We start from the raw sequence: 16,721 nt of genomic DNA on the forward strand, positions 1-16,721 counted from the left end.
CAGACCCCAGGCTCATGCAGAGGTTGCCCGCGCCTGGTCGTTTTGTTGTTCGTAGGTTGCCAGCGGCAGTTGCAAGGTAAAAGTGGCACCCTTGCCCTCTTCACTGTCGACCCGGATGCACCCGCCATGGGCCTGCACGATCTGTTCCGATATATACAGCCCCAAGCCCAATCCGCCGCTGGCTTGCTGGGTGGCCACCCGCTCGAACTGCTGGAAAATGCGCTGCTGGTTGGCCGCACCAATGCCGATACCCTGGTCCTGCACTTGCACGCACGCCAGGCCGTCCTGTTCGAACACCCGCACCAGCACCGGCTTGCGCTCACCATATCGCAAGGCATTGGACAACAGGTTGACCACCACTTGTTCAATGCGAAATTCGTCCCACTCACCGTGCAGCGGTTCGCAACGTTGTAGCTCGATACGCGTGTCCAACGCAGTGGCCTGGGCAGCGAAATTCTCCACCAGGCCGCCTACCAGCTGGCTCAAGTCGAAGGCCTTGGGCCGTAGCGACAGCTTGCCGGTGCGGATACGCGACACATCGAGCATATCTTCGATCAGGCGAATCAGGCTGTTGATCTGCCGTTCATCGCGCTCGACCATCGCCTGCAGCTTCTCGCCACTGAAGGCTGCAAGGTTGCCGCGTGCCAGGTGCATCTTGCGCAGCTGGGTTTCCAGGATCAACCCATTGAGCGGCGTGCGAACCTCATGGGCGACGATCGACATGAAGTCATCACGCATTCGCACGGCATGTTCCAGCTCGCCTCGCGCCGTCTGCAACTGGGTCAACAACAGTTCCTGCTCCTGGCGGCTGCGCTCCAGCGCCTGCAACTGGCGGTCGAGCACCTTGCGCTGGCGGTACACGTCGACGAACACCGACACCTTGCTCTTCACCGCCAGGGTGTCGAGCGGCTTGTGCAGGAAGTCCACCGCCCCGCTTTCGTAGCCCTTGAAGGCATAGTTCATCTCGCGTCCGGCCGCGGTGACGAAGACGATGGGTATGTTGCGGGTCTTTTCCGTGCCACGCATCAGCTCAGCCAGCTCGAAGCCGTTCATGCCTGGCATTTGCACATCGAGGATGGCCAGGGCGAACTCGTGTTCGAGCAGCAGCGACAATGCGGCTTCTGCAGACTGGGCCTGATGCACCTCGCGGTCTTCGCCCTGAATCAGGGCGTCGAGGGCCAGCAGGTTCTCCGGCAGGTCGTCGACGATCAGCAGTTTGGCGATGGTGTGGCTTAGCATGCGCTGGGTTCCAGGGCGGCGAGCAACTGCTCGATGCCACTCAGAGAAAGTATATGGTCAGGCTGGTGCAGGGCCAGGGCGGCCTCAGGCATCAGCGCAACCTGTGCGTCACGGGGGTCCTGGACGATGGTCCGGCCCCCGCTGTTCTTGATGTAGGCCAGCCCTTCGGCGCCATCTTCATTGGCACCGGTAAGCAGCACGCCAAGCAGGCCGTCACCGTAGGCGTCAGCCGCCGACATGAACAGAAAATCGATCGATGGCCGGGAAAAATGCCGCGGTGGCTCCTGGCTCAGCGACAGGGTGAAGTCGCGCTCCACCGACAAGTGGTAGCCAGGCCCGGCCACATACACCTGCCCGGGCTTCAGCGGTTGCTTGTCGCGAGCCTCGCATACCGGGCGCTGCAAACGCCGTTGCAGCACCTCGGCCAACTGGCTGTGGCGGTCATCCGGCAGGTGCAGCACACACACCACCGGGATGCCGTAGCCGGCGGGCAACGCACCAAGCACGGCGAACAACGCCGTCACGCCGCCCGCCGAAGCGCCGATCACCACCGCGCGCACGCCCTTCATGATTTGCGGTAGATCCGTTCAGGCTTGACCAGCGGCTCGAACCGGTCGCTGTAGGCCGAAAAGTCCACCGACTCCTTGCTGCCCAGCACCAGGAAGCCGCGGTGGCACAGGGATTCATGGAACAGGCCCAGGGCGCGGTCTTGCAGTTCCTTGTTGAAATAGATGAGCACGTTGCGGCACGACACCAGCTGGGTTTCGGAAAACACGCTGTCGGTGGCCAGGCTATGGTCGGCGAAGGTCACGTTGTCACGCAGGGTGCTGTCCATGATGGCGTTGCCGTAGGCCGACGTGTAGTACTCGGAAAAGTCCCTGCGCCCGCCCGCGATGCGGTAGTTCTCGGCGTACTCGCGCATGCTCTGCATCGAGTAGATACCCTGCTTGGCCTTGTCCAGCGAATGCGGGTTGATGTCGGTGGCGTAGATGATGGTGCGCTCCAACAGGCCTTCCTCGCGCAGCAGGATGGCCATGGAGTACACCTCCTCACCCGTGCTGCAGCCTGCAATCCACACCTTGATCGAAGGCCAGGTGCGCAGCAGCGGCACCACTTCGTTGCGCAGCGCCAGGAAGTGCCCCGGGTCGCGGAACATTTCGCTGACCGGGATCGTCAGGTACTGCAGCAACTGCATGAACATGCCGGGGTCGTGCAGCACACGCTCCTGCAGCGCCGACACCGTCAGGCAGTCGAACTGGCGCAGCGCGTGCAGGATCCGGCGCTTGATCGAAGCGCCGGAATAGTTGCGGAAATCGTAGCTGTACTTGAGGTAGATGGCCTCGATCAGCAAGCGGATCTCGATGTCGGTGTTACGTTCGCTAGTCAAATTCGCTCCAGTTGCGGCAGCCATACACGGATCAGCGAGAACAGGCGGTCCAGGTCGATCGGTTTGGCCAGGTAATCATTGGCCCCGGCCTGCAGGCAACGCTGCTGGTCATCCTTCATGGCCTTGGCGGTCACGGCGATGATCGGCAGCTTGCGCCAGCGCGGTTGCTGGCGGATCAGGCGGGTGGCTTCGAAGCCGTCCATTTCCGGCATCATCACGTCCATCAGCACCAGGTCGATGTCGTCATGCTGCTCCAGGCGCTCGATGGCTTCACGCCCGTTGCGGCCGATTTCCACAATCGCGCCCTTGTGCTCCAAGGCACTGGTGAGGGCAAAGATGTTACGCACATCATCGTCCACCAGCAGTACCTTGCGGCCTTCGAACACCTTGTCGCGGCTGCGTGCGGTCTTGAGCATGCGCTGGCGTTCATTGGACAACTGCGACTCGACCTTGTGCAGGAACAGCGTGACTTCGTCCAGCAGGCGCTCCGGCGAGCGTGCGCCCTTGATGATGATCGAACGCGAATACTTGAGCAGGTCGGCTTCTTCTTCGCGGGTCAGGTTGCGACCGGTATACACGATCACCGGCGGGAAGGAACGGATATCCTCGGCGGTCATGCGCTTGAGCAGCTCGTTACCGAGCATGTCGGGCAATTTGAGGTCGATGATCATGCAGTCGTAGATGTTCTCGCGCAGCAGTTCCAGGGCGTCCTGGGCCATGGCCACGGCAGTGATTTCCACGTCGTCGTCGCCAATCAGGCGGGCAATGCTTTCACGCTGCAGGTCGTCGTCTTCCACCAGCAGGATGTGCTTGAGCTTCTGGGTCAGCTTGGCCTCCAGGCGGGCGAACACTTCTTTGAGCTCATCGCGGCTGGTGGGCTTGACCGCGTAGCCGACAGCGCCCATGTGCATGGCGGCCTCGACCCGGTCTTCGACAGAAATGATATGCACCGGGATGTGCCGGGTGCTGGCCTGCTCCTTGAGGCGCTGCAGCACCGTCAGGCCCGAATGGTCGGGCAGGCGCATGTCCAGCAGGATCGCATCGGGGATGTACTGGGCGGCCAGCTCGAACCCTTCGTCGGCGCCCTGCGCCACCAGGCAGCTGTAACCCAGTTCATGGGCCAGGTCGAAGAGGATGCGGGCGAAGTTGGGTTCGTCTTCGATCACCAGGATGCAGCGGTTGCCGAACGGTGCGCGCTCACGGTCGTCGTCAAACGCCGGCAACGGGCGTTTTGGCGCAGCCGCCACCGGCACCTGGGGGGCGGGCGGCAGGGTGTCGACCGCCGGGCGCAGGCTGAGGGGCTCCACACTGTGCCCCACACTTTCGTAGTGCTCTGGCAGGATCAGGCTGAACACACTGCCTTTGCCAGGGCTGCTGTCAACGCTGATCTGCCCGCCCAGCAAATGCGCCAGGTCGCGCGAGATCGACAGGCCCAGGCCGGTGCCGCCGTAACGGCGATTGCTGGTACCGTCGACCTGATGGAAGGCACCGAAAATGGCCTGCTGCTGGTCGGCGGCAATGCCAATGCCGGTATCGCGCACAGCGAAGACAATGCCAGTGCCAGCCTGGTAACCGATGTTCAGGCTAACCTGTCCACGCTCGGTGAACTTGATGGCATTGGACAGCAGGTTCTTGAGGATCTGCTCCAGGCGCTGGCGGTCGGTGAACAGGGTGGCGGGTACAGTCGGTTCAGCGTTTACCTCGAAGGCCAGCCCCTTGTGCCCGGCCAGCGGTTCGAACATGCCGCGCAGGCCCTCGACCAGGCGTTCCACCTGGGTGCTTTCAGGGCGCACCTCGAGCTTGCCGGCCTCGACCTTGGCAATGTCGAGAATGTCGTTGATCAGGTTGAGCAGGTCATTGCCGGCCGAGTAGATCGAGTCTGCGAACTTGACCTGTTCATCGCTCAGGTTGCCTTCGGCGTTTTCCGACAGCAGTTTGGCCAGAATCAGCGAGCTGTTCAGCGGCGTGCGCAGCTCGTGGGACATATTGGCCAGGAACTCGGACTTGTACTTGCTCGAGCGCTGCAGCTCGTCGGCGCGCGCCTGCAGTTCGTCCTGAGCCTGCATCAGCTCGTCGTTCTTCAGGTCCAGCGCCTCTGTGCGTTCGGACAACTGCTCGTTGGTCTGCTCCAGCTCCGCCTGCTGGGTTTCAAGGTGGGCCTGAGACTCCTTGAGCACGCGGGATTGTTCTTCCAGCTCTTCGTTGGCGGTTTTCAGCTCTTCCTGCTGCACCTGCAGCTCTTCGTTCAGCTGTTGGGTTTCAGCCAGCACCTCCTGCAGGCGTTGGCGGTAGCGGGCACTTTCGATGGAAATGCCGAGGTTGCCGGCAATGCGCTCCAGCATTTCGGCGTCGCGGTCGTCCAATGGGCGCAGGAAGCCCAGTTCCAGCACGCCATTGATCTGCCCGTCGTCGCTGGCTGGCAGCAACACGGCACTGCGTGGCAGGCCACTGCCCAGGCCGGAACTCAGCTGGTAATACCCTTCCGGCAGGTCTTCCAGATGCAGCAGGCGCCCTTCACGTACGGCCTGAGCCAGCAGGCCGTCATGATCGCCCTTCACCTGCTCTCGGGCTTGCTCCTCAGCACTCAGGCCGTAGGTGGCCACGCGCACCAGGCGGCCATGCTCATCGCGCACATACACCGCCCCCACCACACTTCCCAGGTAGTCGGCAAAGAAGCGCAGGATGTTGTCACCCAACATGGACAAGGTCAGTTGCCCCAGCACCTGCTCGGCCAGTCGGGTCTGGCCATTGCGCAGCCAGGCCTGGTGCTCCAGGCGCTCGGCCGCACGCTGCTGGGCCTTGAAGTTTTCTTCGTAACTGCCCGACAACGCCAGCAGGTCACGCCGACCCAGATAGGCCAACATGGCGCTGAGGCCGACGATGAACAGCACGAACACCGAAATGGCAGTGACGGTAACGCTGCTGACTTTCTCGTTGCGGGCCATGCGTAATTGCTGTTCGGTGCCGATCAGGCCGTCGAATTCCTTGCGGATCTCGTCGGTCAGGCGCTTGCCCCGGCCATTGCCGATCGACGCCTGGTAATCGCCCTGGCTGCGGCGCAGGGCGATCATCTCGCTGCCGAAATTGTTCCAGGCTTGCTGCAGGGCAACCAGCCGGTCGATGCGGTCGACCTGCTGCGGGTTGTCCTCGACCAGGCCACGCAGGCTTTGCAAGCTGCCAAGAATGCGCGGTTTGGCCACCTCGTAAGGGTCAAGGAAGCGCTCGTCGCCGGTGATCAGGAAGCCGCGCATGCCGGTTTCCATGTCGATCGACAGCTTGAGCGTCTCGTTGGCATTGCCGATCACCCGATCGGTGTGCTCGACCCACTGCATGGCCGACAGCAGGTAGTTGATCACCGCGACAAAGGCCACGGCGCCCAACAGGCCAACCCCCAGAGGAAGACCGATGTTGCGGCTCAACAGCTTGCGAAAGCTTCGTTGGTCCATCGAGGCTGATTGCATCATGTGAAAGGGCCCGAGCAAGAAAAGTCCATTGAAAAGCGTGGCGGATCTACCGCTGTCGTTATCTGCCACTGCACCGTCCTGTTAAGCGAGTCTAACCAGCTTTGGCGGGTCTGGCAGGGCATTTAGCCAGTATTTGAAGGTGGCGTGCGCCAATCGTTCCATCTGATTGCATGGATCGGTATCCTCGGGAACTTCTGGTGCCGCCCGGAGCACAGATTAAAGACATTCATTGCACAGGACCCGAACCATGCACCTTCTGGTAGTCGAAGACGACGACATCGTTCGTATGCTGATGGTCGAAGTGCTCGATGAGTTGGGCTACGAAGTGATCGAGGCAGAAGACGCCGCAGCCGCCCTGCGGGTGCTCGAAGACCCGAGCCAGGCGCTGGCACTGATGATGACCGATGTGGGTTTGCCGGACATGCGCGGCGAAGTGCTCGCCGGCAAGGCGCGCGAATTGCGCCCACTACTGCCCGTGCTGTTCGCCAGCGGTTATGCAGACAGCCTCAATGTGCCCGAGGGCATGCACATGATCGGCAAGCCGTTCAGTATCGACCAGTTGCGGGACAAGGTGGTGGCTATTCTGGGTAACCCTTGAAATCGCAGTCGCCAACTACACTTCCCTGCGCAAGAGGTAGGTATCCATGATCCACCCCTTGCGACGCCTCTCCTGCTCGCGCACCGCCAAAATTCGCGCCTTCACCACCTGCAGCGGTCCGGATATCAGCACTTCGTCCTCCGTCCCCAGGTAGGCGCCCCAATAGATCATCAACGCCGGGTCATCGAGCTGGGCGAACGCCCCCTGCCCATCGAGCATGACCACCACATTGTCGATACGGCCCTGCCCGGCCAGGCGCCGCCCTGGCAGCACGGTGAGCGGCTCGCCGATGCGGTTGAGCGGGATCTGATGGCGCGCTGCCAATGCCTGAACGCTACTGATGCCGGGGATCACCTGCAGCTGCAGCGCCACCCCACGCTCGCGGACCAGATCGAGAATGCGCAGGGTGCTGTCGTAAATGCCGGGGTCGCCCCACAACAGGAACGCGCCGATATCCCCAGGTTTCATTTCTTCGCCGATCAGCCGGGCATAAAGGGCTGCGCGCTGGCGGTGCCAGTCATGGACGGCACCCACATAGTCTGTAGCCAGGCTATCACGGCGGGGGTCCGCCACCTGCACCAGGCGATAGCCTCCTTCAGGTCGGTACCGCTCAAGGATGACCTTGCGTAACCGCACCAGCTCGTCCTTGTCCAGGCCCTTGTCCAGCACGAAGAAGTGCGTGGCCCGGCGCAACGCCTCGACCGCCTCATAGGTAACCTGGCACGGATCACCAGGCCCAATGCCTATCAACAGTATTGTGGCGACCATGTACCTACCTTTTGTATAAACAAGCCGATATACACAATAGCGTGGATATCTACCACTCACAGCCCTGCTAGTACATTCAATAAAGTGAGAACCTTACGCTCGGGTACCTTATCTAAATCAGGAATACCCAGTAATGAGATTCATCACTCACACGGTTCGAGCGACGCTGATTGCGGCGGGTTTATCTGCGGCCGCGCACGCTGCACTACCGGCGCCGACAGCACCACACATATCAAGCCCCCAGGACGAGGTTCAACGCTTCGTAATACGCGCTGACACGCAATACCCCCGCGGGCCAGACAACGGCAACCAGCCGGGAGAATCGATCCGATTAATGACAGAACAGGACAATGCTATCAATCAATGGCGAAATTCATTTGGCGGCAGCATTCCCGTTTTCCTGAATGGCGACGTCACCGAGTTCGGCCATGGCAGCGAATGGAGCAAGATGTTCGAACACCTGGCAAAGGTGCCCGGGACCTATTGGGGCTTGGGGAATCACGACTACCAAAATAATGTCGATGACTGCGCCAACAACGGCTGTGCGCGAGATTCCATACAACACCTTGAGGCAGCGGTAGCCGGGTGGCAGGTTGATTCATTCCATTTAGCCAAAGAGAACAAACCGGATTACGAGCGCTGGACGGGTAGCTTCGGCTACAGCAAGACGATTGGCCGCATTACGTTCATCCAGCTCAACAACCACTTCGCCTATACAAAAAGTTTCTCAAGTAACGGTGGGCCGATTTTTCCCAAAAAAATCTATTTTGACGTGACAGCTTCACTCAACTGGCTTGAACAGCAGATGGAAATTGCAAACAAAAATGGCAAGTATATCGTCATCAATCTGCATCGCCCGCCCAGGGACTCGACGTTCGGTTCTGAAGCCGACCGAATCCGCTTTTACAACCTGCTCAACCAATACCGGGTCCTGAGTATCTTCCATGGCCACACCCACTATGCCGCGAAACGGCAAGCCATTGGCGACACACCCGTATATGACGCGGGGTCAAGTTTCCTGCGAGGGTTCCTGACAGCCGAACTGGATGAAGGGAAAAACAGCCTTGTCGTTCGCGTTGCCACTGACAACGACATCCAGAACGCCAAGGCGTACTCCACGCCTCTGCACCTGCTCCCACCGGCTCCGACATTCCAGTTCAGCACCCAACCGAGCGGCGATGCAATCCAGGGCCTTGTCATGTACGCCAACAGGCCGCGAGACACTCAGCTGCCCGTTGTGGAGATCTCGCTCGATGGCCTCCCCTTCAAGCGCTACGACATATCCAATAATGCCGCGCTGCTCTATGACCTGCGTCCAGACACGCAGTATCGTTACAGCATCAAAATTTATCGGGCCGAAGGCGAGGCAGCTGCCCGTGAAGACAAAGGGACATTCACAACACCCGCGCTTGCAAAAGCCCCTACCGATTTGTGCGTCGACCATATCGATGGAGACATGGGCACCCTGAGGCTGAAATGGAAAAACCCGGTTCCTGGTTTCCGAATGCCTTATTACATTCAGGTGGAGGCTAGCGAACCCGGTAACCCTTTATGGGTCCTGCGAAGCCTGGCGGACGATCGCCGGAGCACAACAGAGACCGTTAGATACCAGCTTCATGGCCGAGCCCCCTTCGCAATGACCTATCACGTGTTTTATTGGAGTGCGAGCGATGGGCACAGTGGGAAGGCGCAACTGGCCGGCAAGGATATCTGGACATCCGGCTGCCAATATCTCAAGGATTGAAGGCAGCCAGGACAACCTCTACCGGGTTCCTCCCTGCAACACTTAGAAGACCGAGAAGCTATAACTTACGATCACCCGTGTCTCGTCCATGTCACGCGCCCACTTCTCGTAGTTACTGCGGTATGTGGAGTTACGCAGGCGTACACTGACATCCTTGAACGTGCCACTTTGCACCTGGTACTTGAACTCGGTGTCGCGTTCCCATTCCTTGCCTTCGGCCGTGCTGCCCGGCACCTTGATATTGTCGCCGTTGATGTAACGGGTGAAGAAGGTCAGGCCGGGCACACCCAGCGCCTTGAAGTCATAGTCATAGCGCACCTGCCAGGAGCGCTCCTGGGCGGCGGCGAAGTCGTTGACCTGCGCATAGTTGACCAGGTACGGGTTGCTGCCATCCAGGTATGGCATGGCGCTGTCGCCATACATGCGCTGCCAGCCGGCACTGACCTTGTGGCCACCCAGGCTGTAGCCGAGCATGCCACTGAAAGCGCGGTGGTCGATTGCCCCGGCGCGGGCATTGCCGATGTCGTCACTCTTGATCAGCCGCAAGTCGGCCGATAGGCTGCCGACTGCCAGCGGCTGGCTGGCCACCAGGCCGAGGAAGTGCTGGCGGTAGATATTCTCCAGCTTGGCCACCTGGTACTGGGCGCTGAAGCGCTCGTTGAAACGGTAATCGACACCGGCCAGGTCGAAGTGGTCGGCCTCGATATCGCAGGCATAGCGCTTGTTCTTGCAGTGCACGCGAATGTCCTGGCGGTCGGTGGAATCCCGAGCGGTGTATTTGTCCAGGCGAGCCAGGGTGAACTTCAGGTCGTGCAGTTCTTCAGAGGTGAGCATGGCGCCATGGAACATGGTCGGCAGCAGGCGGCCATCGTTGTACTTGAGCAACGGCACATCCGGCATCATCGAACCGTACTTGAGCACAGTGTTGGAGACCTTGACCTTTGCCGCCAGGCCCATCTTCGCGTACTGGTCGGCCGAGTGCCGTGGGTCGTGGCCGGAAGACGGCAGCAAACCACTGTTACTGTCGGCCGGGCTGGAATCCAGTTTGAAGCCGACCATACCCAGTGCATCCACACCAAAACCTACCGGGCCTTGGGTATAACCCGACTGCACATTGAGGATGAAGCCTTGTGCCCACTCTTCGCGCTTGGACGCACCTTGGCTGGAACTGCTGTGGCCGTCACGAAAATCCCGGTTGAAATAGACATTGCGTGCTTCAAGCTTGGCACTGCTGTCTTCCAGAAAACCGGCGGCCTGGGCATTGACGCCGGCACACAACAGGAACAGGCCGGCAACACGGCGCCCGGGGGCGAGGGGGAAAGGGGCAAACATGCGAGGAAACATCCAGAATGAAAACGGGTTAACAACCTGTGGCACGTGTTGGCCACGGTACTGCGACAGGCCAGAACAATAGCCGACCATCATCTGAAATGATCGCGCAAAGGCTCTGGCACGGGCCATTGGACCATGGTCTAAGCGCCCAGGCAGGCCACCGCAGAAAACCGGAGAAATAACGCACGCAAAACTAGGAAAGTTCCCAACTTACTTACAAAAAGTTAGCAGTTTACCCAGTACCCATGAATGACTACACTCGATATCAGCGAACAGCAGAACCCACCCGCGTGGCCGGCGTTTTCATTCTTCTTCAATGTTCGTCACGCCCTGCCACGACCGACGTACAGGAGTGATTACAGTGTCCAGACTTGCAGAGTTTCGTGCTGCCGAAAAAGCGCTCCAGGAACAGATGGCGCAACTGGAAGCGTTGAAAAAGGATGCCGGCCTAAAACGCGAAATCGAATTCGAGCAGAAACTAGTCGGCCTGATGAAAAGCTATGACAAGAACCTGCGCGATATCATCGCCATCCTCGACCCGAAAGCCGTGACCCGGGTATCCAGCGCCGCGCCCAAGCAACAGCGCCGCCCGCGCGTGGTAAAGGTGTATCAAAACCCACACACCGGCGAGCGAATCGAGACCAAAGGCGGCAACCACCGTGGGCTCAAGGCCTGGAAAGAACAGTACGGCGCCGCGACGGTAGAAAGCTGGGTACGCTGATGAAACGTCCACGCTTACTTCACACTTTTTTCACAAGGACTGGCTCAGTATCGAGACAGCTAAAGGACTAGCGACCCCATCACGCGCCCGCACATGCGGGCCTCTAATTCCAGCGCCCTGCCTTGTGCAGGGCGCTTTCATTTGCGCTATCGGCGCACTGCCGTATCATGGCCAGCCTGTCCGTTTTGCCGGTGCCCTGCGCCCGGCCCCGTCTCAGGAGTTCCCATGAGCCTGCACGATCTGCAAACGCTGCCTGGCGTCACCGCCCAGCCAGACACCGCCACCGCCCAGTTCGTCTTCAACCACACCATGCTGCGGGTCAAGGACATCGAGAAATCGCTGGACTTCTACACCCGCGTGCTGGGCTTTCGCCTGGTAGACAAGCGCGACTTCCCCGAAGCCGCTTTCAGCCTGTACTTCCTGGCTCTGGTCGACCCGGCGCAGATCCCTGCCGATGACGCCGCACGCCACCAATGGATGAAGTCGATCCCTGGCGTACTGGAGCTGACCCACAACCACGGCACCGAAAACGATGCCGAGTTTGCCTACCACAACGGCAACACCGACCCGCGCGGGTTTGGCCACATCTGCATTTCGGTGCCGGACGTGCGCGCCGCCTGTGCACGCTTCGAAGCGCTGGACGTACCGTTCCAGAAACGCCTGCAAGACGGGCGCATGAACCACCTGGCCTTCGTCAAGGACCCGGACGGTTACTGGGTGGAAGTGATCCAGCCAACCGAGCTCAAAGGCTAAGCGTTCATCGCCGTGCGCTCGTCGGGCCGGGAACTCCCGGCCCCTTGCTGTGGTATATGAAGGTAACTGCTTCACATGCCACAGCGAGGTAAGGACGATGCAATCTCTTCACTGTGAATACCGCAAGCACACCATCACCGCCAGCGTGATGCCCCACCCCGACTCCCCCCTGCCCTATGCCGCCGGCTGCCTGATCACCGCCCCTGACGGGCACACCAGCAGGCGCATGTCGATGCCGATGAAGTTTTTCTCGGACCTTGAGAATGCGCAGCATGTGTCACTGGCTCACGGCCGGGCGCTGGTTGACCAGCAGCTGGATGAGGGGCACAAGGTGTTTTGATCCCTCGATTGCCTGTACTGGCCTCTTCGCGGGCAAGCCCGCGAAGAGGCCAGTACAGGAGTAACTAGATATCCCGGGCGTACGCCACCGCCGCATCCACCTGCGCCCGCGTCGGCCTTACCCCGGTGTAAAGCACGAACTGCTCCAGCGCCTGCAACGCAATCACCTCAAGCCCGGTGATGACCGGCTTGCCTAACGCCTGCGCCCGACGGATCAATGGCGTCTGCGCCGGCATCGCCACCACATCGAACACCCGCTCAGCCGCTGCAATGGCAAGCTCGGAAAACGCCAGTTCTTCAGCCTCCGGTCCGCCCGCCATCCCGATCGGCGTCACGTTCACCAGCATCGGCGGGCAGATATCGCCCAGGTCCGGTACCCAGCGATAGCCACAAGCATCCGCCAGCTGGCGCCCGGCTTGCTCGTTGCGCGCAACGATCAAGCCCTCGGCAAAGCCGGCATCGCGCAAGGCACTGGCCACGGCCTTGGCCATGCCACCACTACCGCGCAGGGCAAAGGCAGTGCCCGGGTCGACCTTATGCTGTGCCAGCAACTGGCGGACAGCCAGGTAGTCAGTGTTGTAGGCCTTCAGGTGCCCCTCGGTGTTGACCAGGGTATTCACCGATTCAATGGCCGCAGCCGACGGGTCGATTTCGTCGACCAGGGCCATGCAGGCCTCCTTGTACGGCATCGACACGCCACACCCGCGGATCCCCAATGCGCGGATACCTGCCACGGCTGCTGGCAGGTCATCCGTGCGCATGGCCTTGTAATAGAAGTCCAGGCCCAACTGCTGGTACAGGTGGTTGTGAAAACGCACGCCGAAGGTGCCGGGGCGCCCGGCCAGGGAGATGCACAGTACAGTGTCCCTGCTGGGAGTTGTCGACATAACCTGCTCCTTTGTCATAACTGAAACGTTTGTGCAGCGTACCAGAGGCAACCACTGGTCGTCCCTTACATAACCTTTACCGTTTCCCTGTGCTCAGCTGACGGAGACCGGAGTCATAGTAGTAAGGCCCCGAACGAGGGGTTTCCCTGCGAGGTTGCGTTATGAACCGTCTCATTCCCGGAATTGCCTTGCTGATCGGTGCCTTGGCCGTCAGCGGGCCTGCTGCTGCGCATGGCGGCCATGGCGGCGGCGGTTGGTATGGGCCGGGCCCGCTGTTGGGCGCGGCGGTGGTCGGCGCGGTGGTCGGGGCAACGGTGTATGGCGGACGTGACCGTACCGTGTATGTCGAACGCCAGCCGGTCTATTACGGGCCGCCGCCAGTCTATGTGCAACCACCACCGCAGCCGGTGTATTACCAGCCGTACTACGCACCAGCACCACCGCCCCCGGGCTACCGCACCTACTACGGCCCGCCGCCGGTGTATTACGGCCCGCCGCGCTGGTAAGGGTTGATAGAACTAATGACCACTATTGAGCACGTTGATTTCAAACCGCCCCGGCTGCTGCGTATGGTAGGGCCATGTCTTGCAGGAGGTCCCCATGGCCACTATCCATATCATGTCCGTCGTCGGCAGCGCCGTCCCCGCCTCACTGCGTGAGCAGGGCCTGCTGGCTTGCTGGTACCTGGTACGCAACGGTGAAGCCGTGAGCGGCCCGATGCCGACACTGGCCTCGGCCCAGGCACTGGTTGAACAGTTGCAACCCGGCACCCTGGTTGCCTGACCCGAATTTGTTGTGCGTTGCTCCCTACGCCCTTATGGCCCACCAAGATGGTGGGCTTTTTTTTGCCTGGGCCGCCTCAGCGTTGCGAGCTACGGCTCAGCTGGCTGCTCAGCACCATGATCTTGCCCTGAAGCCGCCCTACCGTCAGCACCAGCTCGTTGCGCTCCCTGGCCAGCTGGTCCGCTTTGGTTTCTGCCTCTCGGCGGGCATCGCGCTCGATGTCCAGCAGCTCGGTCAGGCGGCGGATAACTGCAACATCCGCGCTGTCCATCGCACGTTCGGCCGCATCCCTGGACAACCACTTGCGCAGCCACAGAAACGCACCTAGCAACACAGTGCCCGTACCGCTCAGCCAAGTGACTGTGCCCGGGCCGAGGTCGGTCGGATCCATGTGAACCTCATTACCAATGATGAAGTGATGAGCCCTGGAGAAAAGTGTCTCGCTGGCTTCCCTTGCTTGCTGCTTTAATTTAGCCTACAGCTAATTTCATCACAAGAGGCAATTTAGCCATGCGCACATTTAGCAGCAAGCTAAACACTGGCATGCTTTGCCCTATGGACATCTACGACATTCGCAAGCACAACCTGGTCAAATTGATCGGCAGCCAGAGGAAGGGATCCTGCGCAGAGCGCTGGGGGATGGCGCCTGCACACCTGAGCCAGATCCTTTCTGACAAGACCGCAAAAAACCTGGGCGATGACGTAGCCCGCCGAATCGAGGGCATCGAAGGCCTGCCACGCGGGTGGTTCGACGCACTGTCGAAAGGTGACCCGGTGCAGCTGCCGGTCGAAACTGGCGACGGCAAACTTTCTGCGGCCGACCTGGTCAAGCAGATGCTTGCCAGAAGTGGCAAAGGCATCCCCGAAGAAACCCGGCAGCGGTTGCTGGCCGCAGCTGAAGAGCCGCTGGACGCCACACCGGTGAAGGCTGAGCTTGTCCGCCCTGGCCTGGTGGGTGATGAAGTATGGATTGCCCACTACGACGTGCGGGCCGCCATGGGCGGTGGCCAGATCCCCCACGATTACCCGGAAATGTTCAAGGACGTTCGCATCAGTCCCAGCCATCTTCGCGAGCTGGGCGTGGAATTCACTGAACACCACCACCTCAAGATGGTGACCGGCTGGGGCCAGTCAATGGAGCCGACCATCAGGCACCGTGACCCACTGATCGTGGACGTGAGCATCCGGGATTTCGTGGGCGACGGGATCTACTTCTTTTCCTGGGGCGATCACATCTACATCAAGCGGCTGCAAATCGCGGACGAGGACCACTTCGAGATGATCTCCGACAACTCACGGCACAAGGACCGTATGATCCGCCGGGAAGAAACCTACATCCAGGCCCGGGTGCTGCTGGTGTGGAATGCACACCTGGTTTAACGCCAAAGCCCGCCGCCCAGGCGGGCTTTTCATGGCACTCAGAAAGGCGCCACCTCTTCGACCTCCTCCGCCTTGCTGTCCTGCTCAACGATGAAGTCGTCGCGCGCCTCCACACTGCTGCGCGCCCAACGTACGGTAACGCTCTCGTCATCGTTGAACGTAAGGTCCAACTCGGACGTTTCGGACAACAGGCCCATCACCTCTTCCCACTCCGCATCACCGTCGGTATCCAGGCGATTCACCACAACCCAGCGCTGGGTCTGCGCGACCGGGTGGTTGATCATCGACGACACCCGCAGGCTAAGACGCTCGATTCCGGTCATTGCCTGACGCTGCCGGGAGGTTGACTGCATGTGCATAGACATATTTCCATCCTGAAAGCTGTATATTTGTACAGTGACTGAGAAAAGCTTATCTCACCGCCAAATCCAGCGTAAAGCCCCCACCGCTGAAAATTTTCGCTATTGGGTAATTTTGCGCAAAGCGAAATTTATTTAGCTTTTAGCTATTGACTGCTATTTAGCCTGCCGCTAATTTTTATCCCGCAGCCGCAAACGTGGCCGCCAGAGCCCCCAGCCAATCCTATCTTTGCGTCAGGAGTTTTCATGACCGTAGACATCAGCAACCTCATCATCGCTACGCCGGTAGCCGTATCCTCGACCAACCCCGTTGCACTCGAACTCAACGGTGCCGAAGCAATTGCCAGCTACCCGAGCATCGTGAAGGTGCTAAACGATGGTTCGATCCAGTTCTCAGCCCCCACCAAAGGCGCCTCGAGCAAAAGCACCCACAGGACCCGCTGCGAGTGGACGGAAACTGAAGATTGGACACTGGCCAGCGCCCAGGATCACTGGAACTACCAAACCATGACGCTGACCAAGGTCAACGCTGCACAGAAGGTGGTCATCGCCCAGATGCACGTACGTGGGGACGATAGCCCGCCGGTGAAGGTGTTCTGGAACAAGGGCAACATCACGCTGGGGTTTCGGCGCACCTACAACCAGACCGACCCGGTGAACTCGACAGTGCTGAAAGGGGTGCCGCTGGGGGGCAGGTTCATCGTCAGCATCCACACCACGTCTGCCGGCGTGGTCAACGTAACGGCCAAATACAACGGTGTTTCCGGCTCGTCAGGCAATTTGCAACTCGACAGTACCTGGGCACCATGCTTGTTCGAGTTTCACGGCGGCATCTACAACCAGGTTGACTATACCGATGCTACACCAGCCGATGACGGCTCTATCTGCATCATCAGCGAACTGTCACTGATCCACCGCTGAACAATGCAAGCCCGAAAGGCATCCCGGTGCCCTGCCCATCACGGGT

The 16,721-nt window shown here is 60.2% G+C and carries 18 protein-coding genes; 9 read left to right on the forward strand and 9 right to left on the reverse strand.

Annotated elements, in window-relative coordinates; all coding sequences use genetic code 11:
- Positions 1-12: 12 nt before the first annotated feature.
- Genes QQ992_RS15995 through QQ992_RS16010 form a run of 4 tightly spaced genes read right to left on the reverse strand, consistent with a single transcriptional unit; the run spans position 13 to position 6,090 of the window.
- Complete coding sequence (locus QQ992_RS15995) at positions 13-1,239, reverse strand: hybrid sensor histidine kinase/response regulator (protein WP_286110254.1); 1,227 nt, start codon at positions 1,237-1,239, stop codon at positions 13-15.
- Positions 1,233-1,808: a chemotaxis protein CheB gene (locus QQ992_RS16000; RefSeq protein WP_286110255.1), complete on the reverse strand. Its 576-nt coding sequence runs from the start codon at positions 1,806-1,808 to the stop codon at positions 1,233-1,235. Before QQ992_RS16000 ends, QQ992_RS15995 begins: the two co-directional genes overlap by 7 nt.
- The gene (locus QQ992_RS16005; RefSeq protein WP_019099468.1) at positions 1,805-2,626 is read right to left on the reverse strand and encodes a CheR family methyltransferase; all 822 of its coding nucleotides are present in this window, start codon (positions 2,624-2,626) and stop codon (positions 1,805-1,807) included. The genes QQ992_RS16000 and QQ992_RS16005 overlap by 4 nt, the downstream gene beginning before the upstream one ends.
- Positions 2,623-6,090 carry a response regulator gene (locus QQ992_RS16010; RefSeq protein WP_286110256.1) on the reverse strand — a complete coding sequence of 1,156 codons (3,468 nt, stop codon included), beginning with the start codon at positions 6,088-6,090 and terminating at the stop codon, positions 2,623-2,625. The genes QQ992_RS16005 and QQ992_RS16010 overlap by 4 nt, the downstream gene beginning before the upstream one ends.
- 247 nt (positions 6,091-6,337) lie before the next feature.
- Here QQ992_RS16010 and QQ992_RS16015 point away from each other — a divergent pair, with 247 nt between their 5' ends.
- Positions 6,338-6,688 carry a response regulator gene (locus tag QQ992_RS16015; protein WP_198752134.1) on the forward strand — a complete coding sequence of 117 codons (351 nt, stop codon included), beginning with the start codon at positions 6,338-6,340 and terminating at the stop codon, positions 6,686-6,688.
- 15 nt (positions 6,689-6,703) lie between these two features.
- Here QQ992_RS16015 and cobF read toward each other — a convergent pair whose 3' ends face one another.
- The gene (gene cobF / locus QQ992_RS16020; protein WP_286110257.1) at positions 6,704-7,456 is read right to left on the reverse strand and encodes a precorrin-6A synthase (deacetylating); all 753 of its coding nucleotides are present in this window, start codon (positions 7,454-7,456) and stop codon (positions 6,704-6,706) included.
- Between the two features lie 133 nt (positions 7,457-7,589).
- Here cobF and QQ992_RS16025 point away from each other — a divergent pair, with 133 nt between their 5' ends.
- A complete protein-coding gene (locus tag QQ992_RS16025) occupies positions 7,590-9,200 on the forward strand; it encodes a metallophosphoesterase (protein ID WP_286110258.1) in 1,611 nt (536 codons plus the stop codon).
- Positions 9,201-9,242: 42 nt separating this feature from the next.
- Here the strand turns inward: QQ992_RS16025 and QQ992_RS16030 are convergent, their stop codons facing one another.
- Positions 9,243-10,532 carry an OprD family porin gene (locus QQ992_RS16030; protein ID WP_286110259.1) on the reverse strand — a complete coding sequence of 430 codons (1,290 nt, stop codon included), beginning with the start codon at positions 10,530-10,532 and terminating at the stop codon, positions 9,243-9,245.
- 361 nt (positions 10,533-10,893) lie between these two features.
- Between QQ992_RS16030 and QQ992_RS16035 the strand changes: the two genes are divergently transcribed.
- From QQ992_RS16035 to QQ992_RS16045, 3 genes are all read left to right on the forward strand, one after another.
- Complete coding sequence (locus tag QQ992_RS16035; protein WP_119370495.1) at positions 10,894-11,253, forward strand: histone-like nucleoid-structuring protein, MvaT/MvaU family; 360 nt, start codon at positions 10,894-10,896, stop codon at positions 11,251-11,253.
- 225 nt (positions 11,254-11,478) lie between these two features.
- Entirely contained in the window at positions 11,479-12,006 is a 528-nt protein-coding gene (gene gloA, locus QQ992_RS16040) for a lactoylglutathione lyase (protein ID WP_016711135.1), read from the forward strand.
- Positions 12,007-12,103: 97 nt separating this feature from the next.
- Positions 12,104-12,346: a hypothetical protein gene (locus QQ992_RS16045; RefSeq protein ID WP_019099472.1), complete on the forward strand. Its 243-nt coding sequence runs from the start codon at positions 12,104-12,106 to the stop codon at positions 12,344-12,346.
- 64 nt (positions 12,347-12,410) lie between these two features.
- On the opposite strand, the gene QQ992_RS16050 is transcribed toward QQ992_RS16045, so the two are convergent.
- Positions 12,411-13,232, reverse strand: a complete 822-nt coding sequence (locus QQ992_RS16050; RefSeq protein WP_286110260.1) for a shikimate 5-dehydrogenase — start codon at positions 13,230-13,232, stop codon at positions 12,411-12,413.
- 161 nt (positions 13,233-13,393) lie between these two features.
- Here QQ992_RS16050 and QQ992_RS16055 point away from each other — a divergent pair, with 161 nt between their 5' ends.
- Positions 13,394-13,738, forward strand: coding sequence for a hypothetical protein (locus tag QQ992_RS16055; RefSeq protein WP_025752674.1), 345 nt, complete (start codon positions 13,394-13,396; stop codon positions 13,736-13,738).
- 94 nt (positions 13,739-13,832) lie between these two features.
- Positions 13,833-14,015, forward strand: coding sequence for a hypothetical protein (locus tag QQ992_RS16060; protein WP_016711139.1), 183 nt, complete (start codon positions 13,833-13,835; stop codon positions 14,013-14,015).
- A gap of 76 nt (positions 14,016-14,091) precedes the next feature.
- Here QQ992_RS16060 and QQ992_RS16065 read toward each other — a convergent pair whose 3' ends face one another.
- Entirely contained in the window at positions 14,092-14,406 is a 315-nt protein-coding gene (locus QQ992_RS16065; protein WP_060499300.1) for a hypothetical protein, read from the reverse strand.
- A 164-nt stretch (positions 14,407-14,570) separates the two neighbouring features.
- On the opposite strand from QQ992_RS16065, the gene QQ992_RS16070 reads away from it, so the two are divergent.
- Positions 14,571-15,395 (forward strand): S24 family peptidase, encoded by an 825-nt coding sequence (locus tag QQ992_RS16070; protein WP_286113958.1) that lies wholly within the window; start codon positions 14,571-14,573, stop codon positions 15,393-15,395.
- Between the two features lie 38 nt (positions 15,396-15,433).
- Here the strand turns inward: QQ992_RS16070 and QQ992_RS16075 are convergent, their stop codons facing one another.
- Positions 15,434-15,760 (reverse strand): DUF1654 domain-containing protein, encoded by a 327-nt coding sequence (locus QQ992_RS16075; protein WP_286110261.1) that lies wholly within the window; start codon positions 15,758-15,760, stop codon positions 15,434-15,436.
- A 240-nt stretch (positions 15,761-16,000) separates the two neighbouring features.
- Between QQ992_RS16075 and QQ992_RS16080 the strand changes: the two genes are divergently transcribed.
- Entirely contained in the window at positions 16,001-16,675 is a 675-nt protein-coding gene (locus QQ992_RS16080) for a polysaccharide lyase family 7 protein (RefSeq protein WP_286110262.1), read from the forward strand.
- Positions 16,676-16,721 lie beyond the last annotated feature (46 nt).

It is taken from the genome of Pseudomonas kurunegalensis, from assembly GCF_030291635.1.
Classification (GTDB): domain Bacteria; phylum Pseudomonadota; class Gammaproteobacteria; order Pseudomonadales; family Pseudomonadaceae; genus Aquipseudomonas; species Aquipseudomonas monteilii.

What these genes read in the sequence shown, in the direction of transcription:
- QQ992_RS15995 (WP_286110254.1), bottom strand. Translation starts at nt 1,239, where the DNA reads ATGCTAAGCCACACCATCGCCAAACTGCTGATCGTCGACGACCTGCCG.
- QQ992_RS16000 (WP_286110255.1), bottom strand. Translation starts at nt 1,808, where the DNA reads ATGAAGGGCGTGCGCGCGGTGGTGATCGGCGCTTCGGCGGGCGGCGTG.
- QQ992_RS16010 (WP_286110256.1), bottom strand. Translation starts at nt 6,090, where the DNA reads ATGATGCAATCAGCCTCGATGGACCAACGAAGCTTTCGCAAGCTGTTG.
- QQ992_RS16015 (WP_198752134.1), top strand. Translation starts at nt 6,338, where the DNA reads ATGCACCTTCTGGTAGTCGAAGACGACGACATCGTTCGTATGCTGATG.
- cobF (WP_286110257.1), bottom strand. Translation starts at nt 7,456, where the DNA reads ATGGTCGCCACAATACTGTTGATAGGCATTGGGCCTGGTGATCCGTGC.
- QQ992_RS16025 (WP_286110258.1), top strand. Translation starts at nt 7,590, where the DNA reads ATGAGATTCATCACTCACACGGTTCGAGCGACGCTGATTGCGGCGGGT.
- QQ992_RS16030 (WP_286110259.1), bottom strand. Translation starts at nt 10,532, where the DNA reads ATGTTTGCCCCTTTCCCCCTCGCCCCCGGGCGCCGTGTTGCCGGCCTG.
- gloA (WP_016711135.1), top strand. Translation starts at nt 11,479, where the DNA reads ATGAGCCTGCACGATCTGCAAACGCTGCCTGGCGTCACCGCCCAGCCA.
- QQ992_RS16045 (WP_019099472.1), top strand. Translation starts at nt 12,104, where the DNA reads ATGCAATCTCTTCACTGTGAATACCGCAAGCACACCATCACCGCCAGC.
- QQ992_RS16050 (WP_286110260.1), bottom strand. Translation starts at nt 13,232, where the DNA reads ATGTCGACAACTCCCAGCAGGGACACTGTACTGTGCATCTCCCTGGCC.
- QQ992_RS16055 (WP_025752674.1), top strand. Translation starts at nt 13,394, where the DNA reads ATGAACCGTCTCATTCCCGGAATTGCCTTGCTGATCGGTGCCTTGGCC.
- QQ992_RS16060 (WP_016711139.1), top strand. Translation starts at nt 13,833, where the DNA reads ATGGCCACTATCCATATCATGTCCGTCGTCGGCAGCGCCGTCCCCGCC.
- QQ992_RS16065 (WP_060499300.1), bottom strand. Translation starts at nt 14,406, where the DNA reads ATGGATCCGACCGACCTCGGCCCGGGCACAGTCACTTGGCTGAGCGGT.
- QQ992_RS16070 (WP_286113958.1), top strand. Translation starts at nt 14,571, where the DNA reads ATGGACATCTACGACATTCGCAAGCACAACCTGGTCAAATTGATCGGC.
- QQ992_RS16075 (WP_286110261.1), bottom strand. Translation starts at nt 15,760, where the DNA reads ATGTCTATGCACATGCAGTCAACCTCCCGGCAGCGTCAGGCAATGACC.
- QQ992_RS16080 (WP_286110262.1), top strand. Translation starts at nt 16,001, where the DNA reads ATGACCGTAGACATCAGCAACCTCATCATCGCTACGCCGGTAGCCGTA.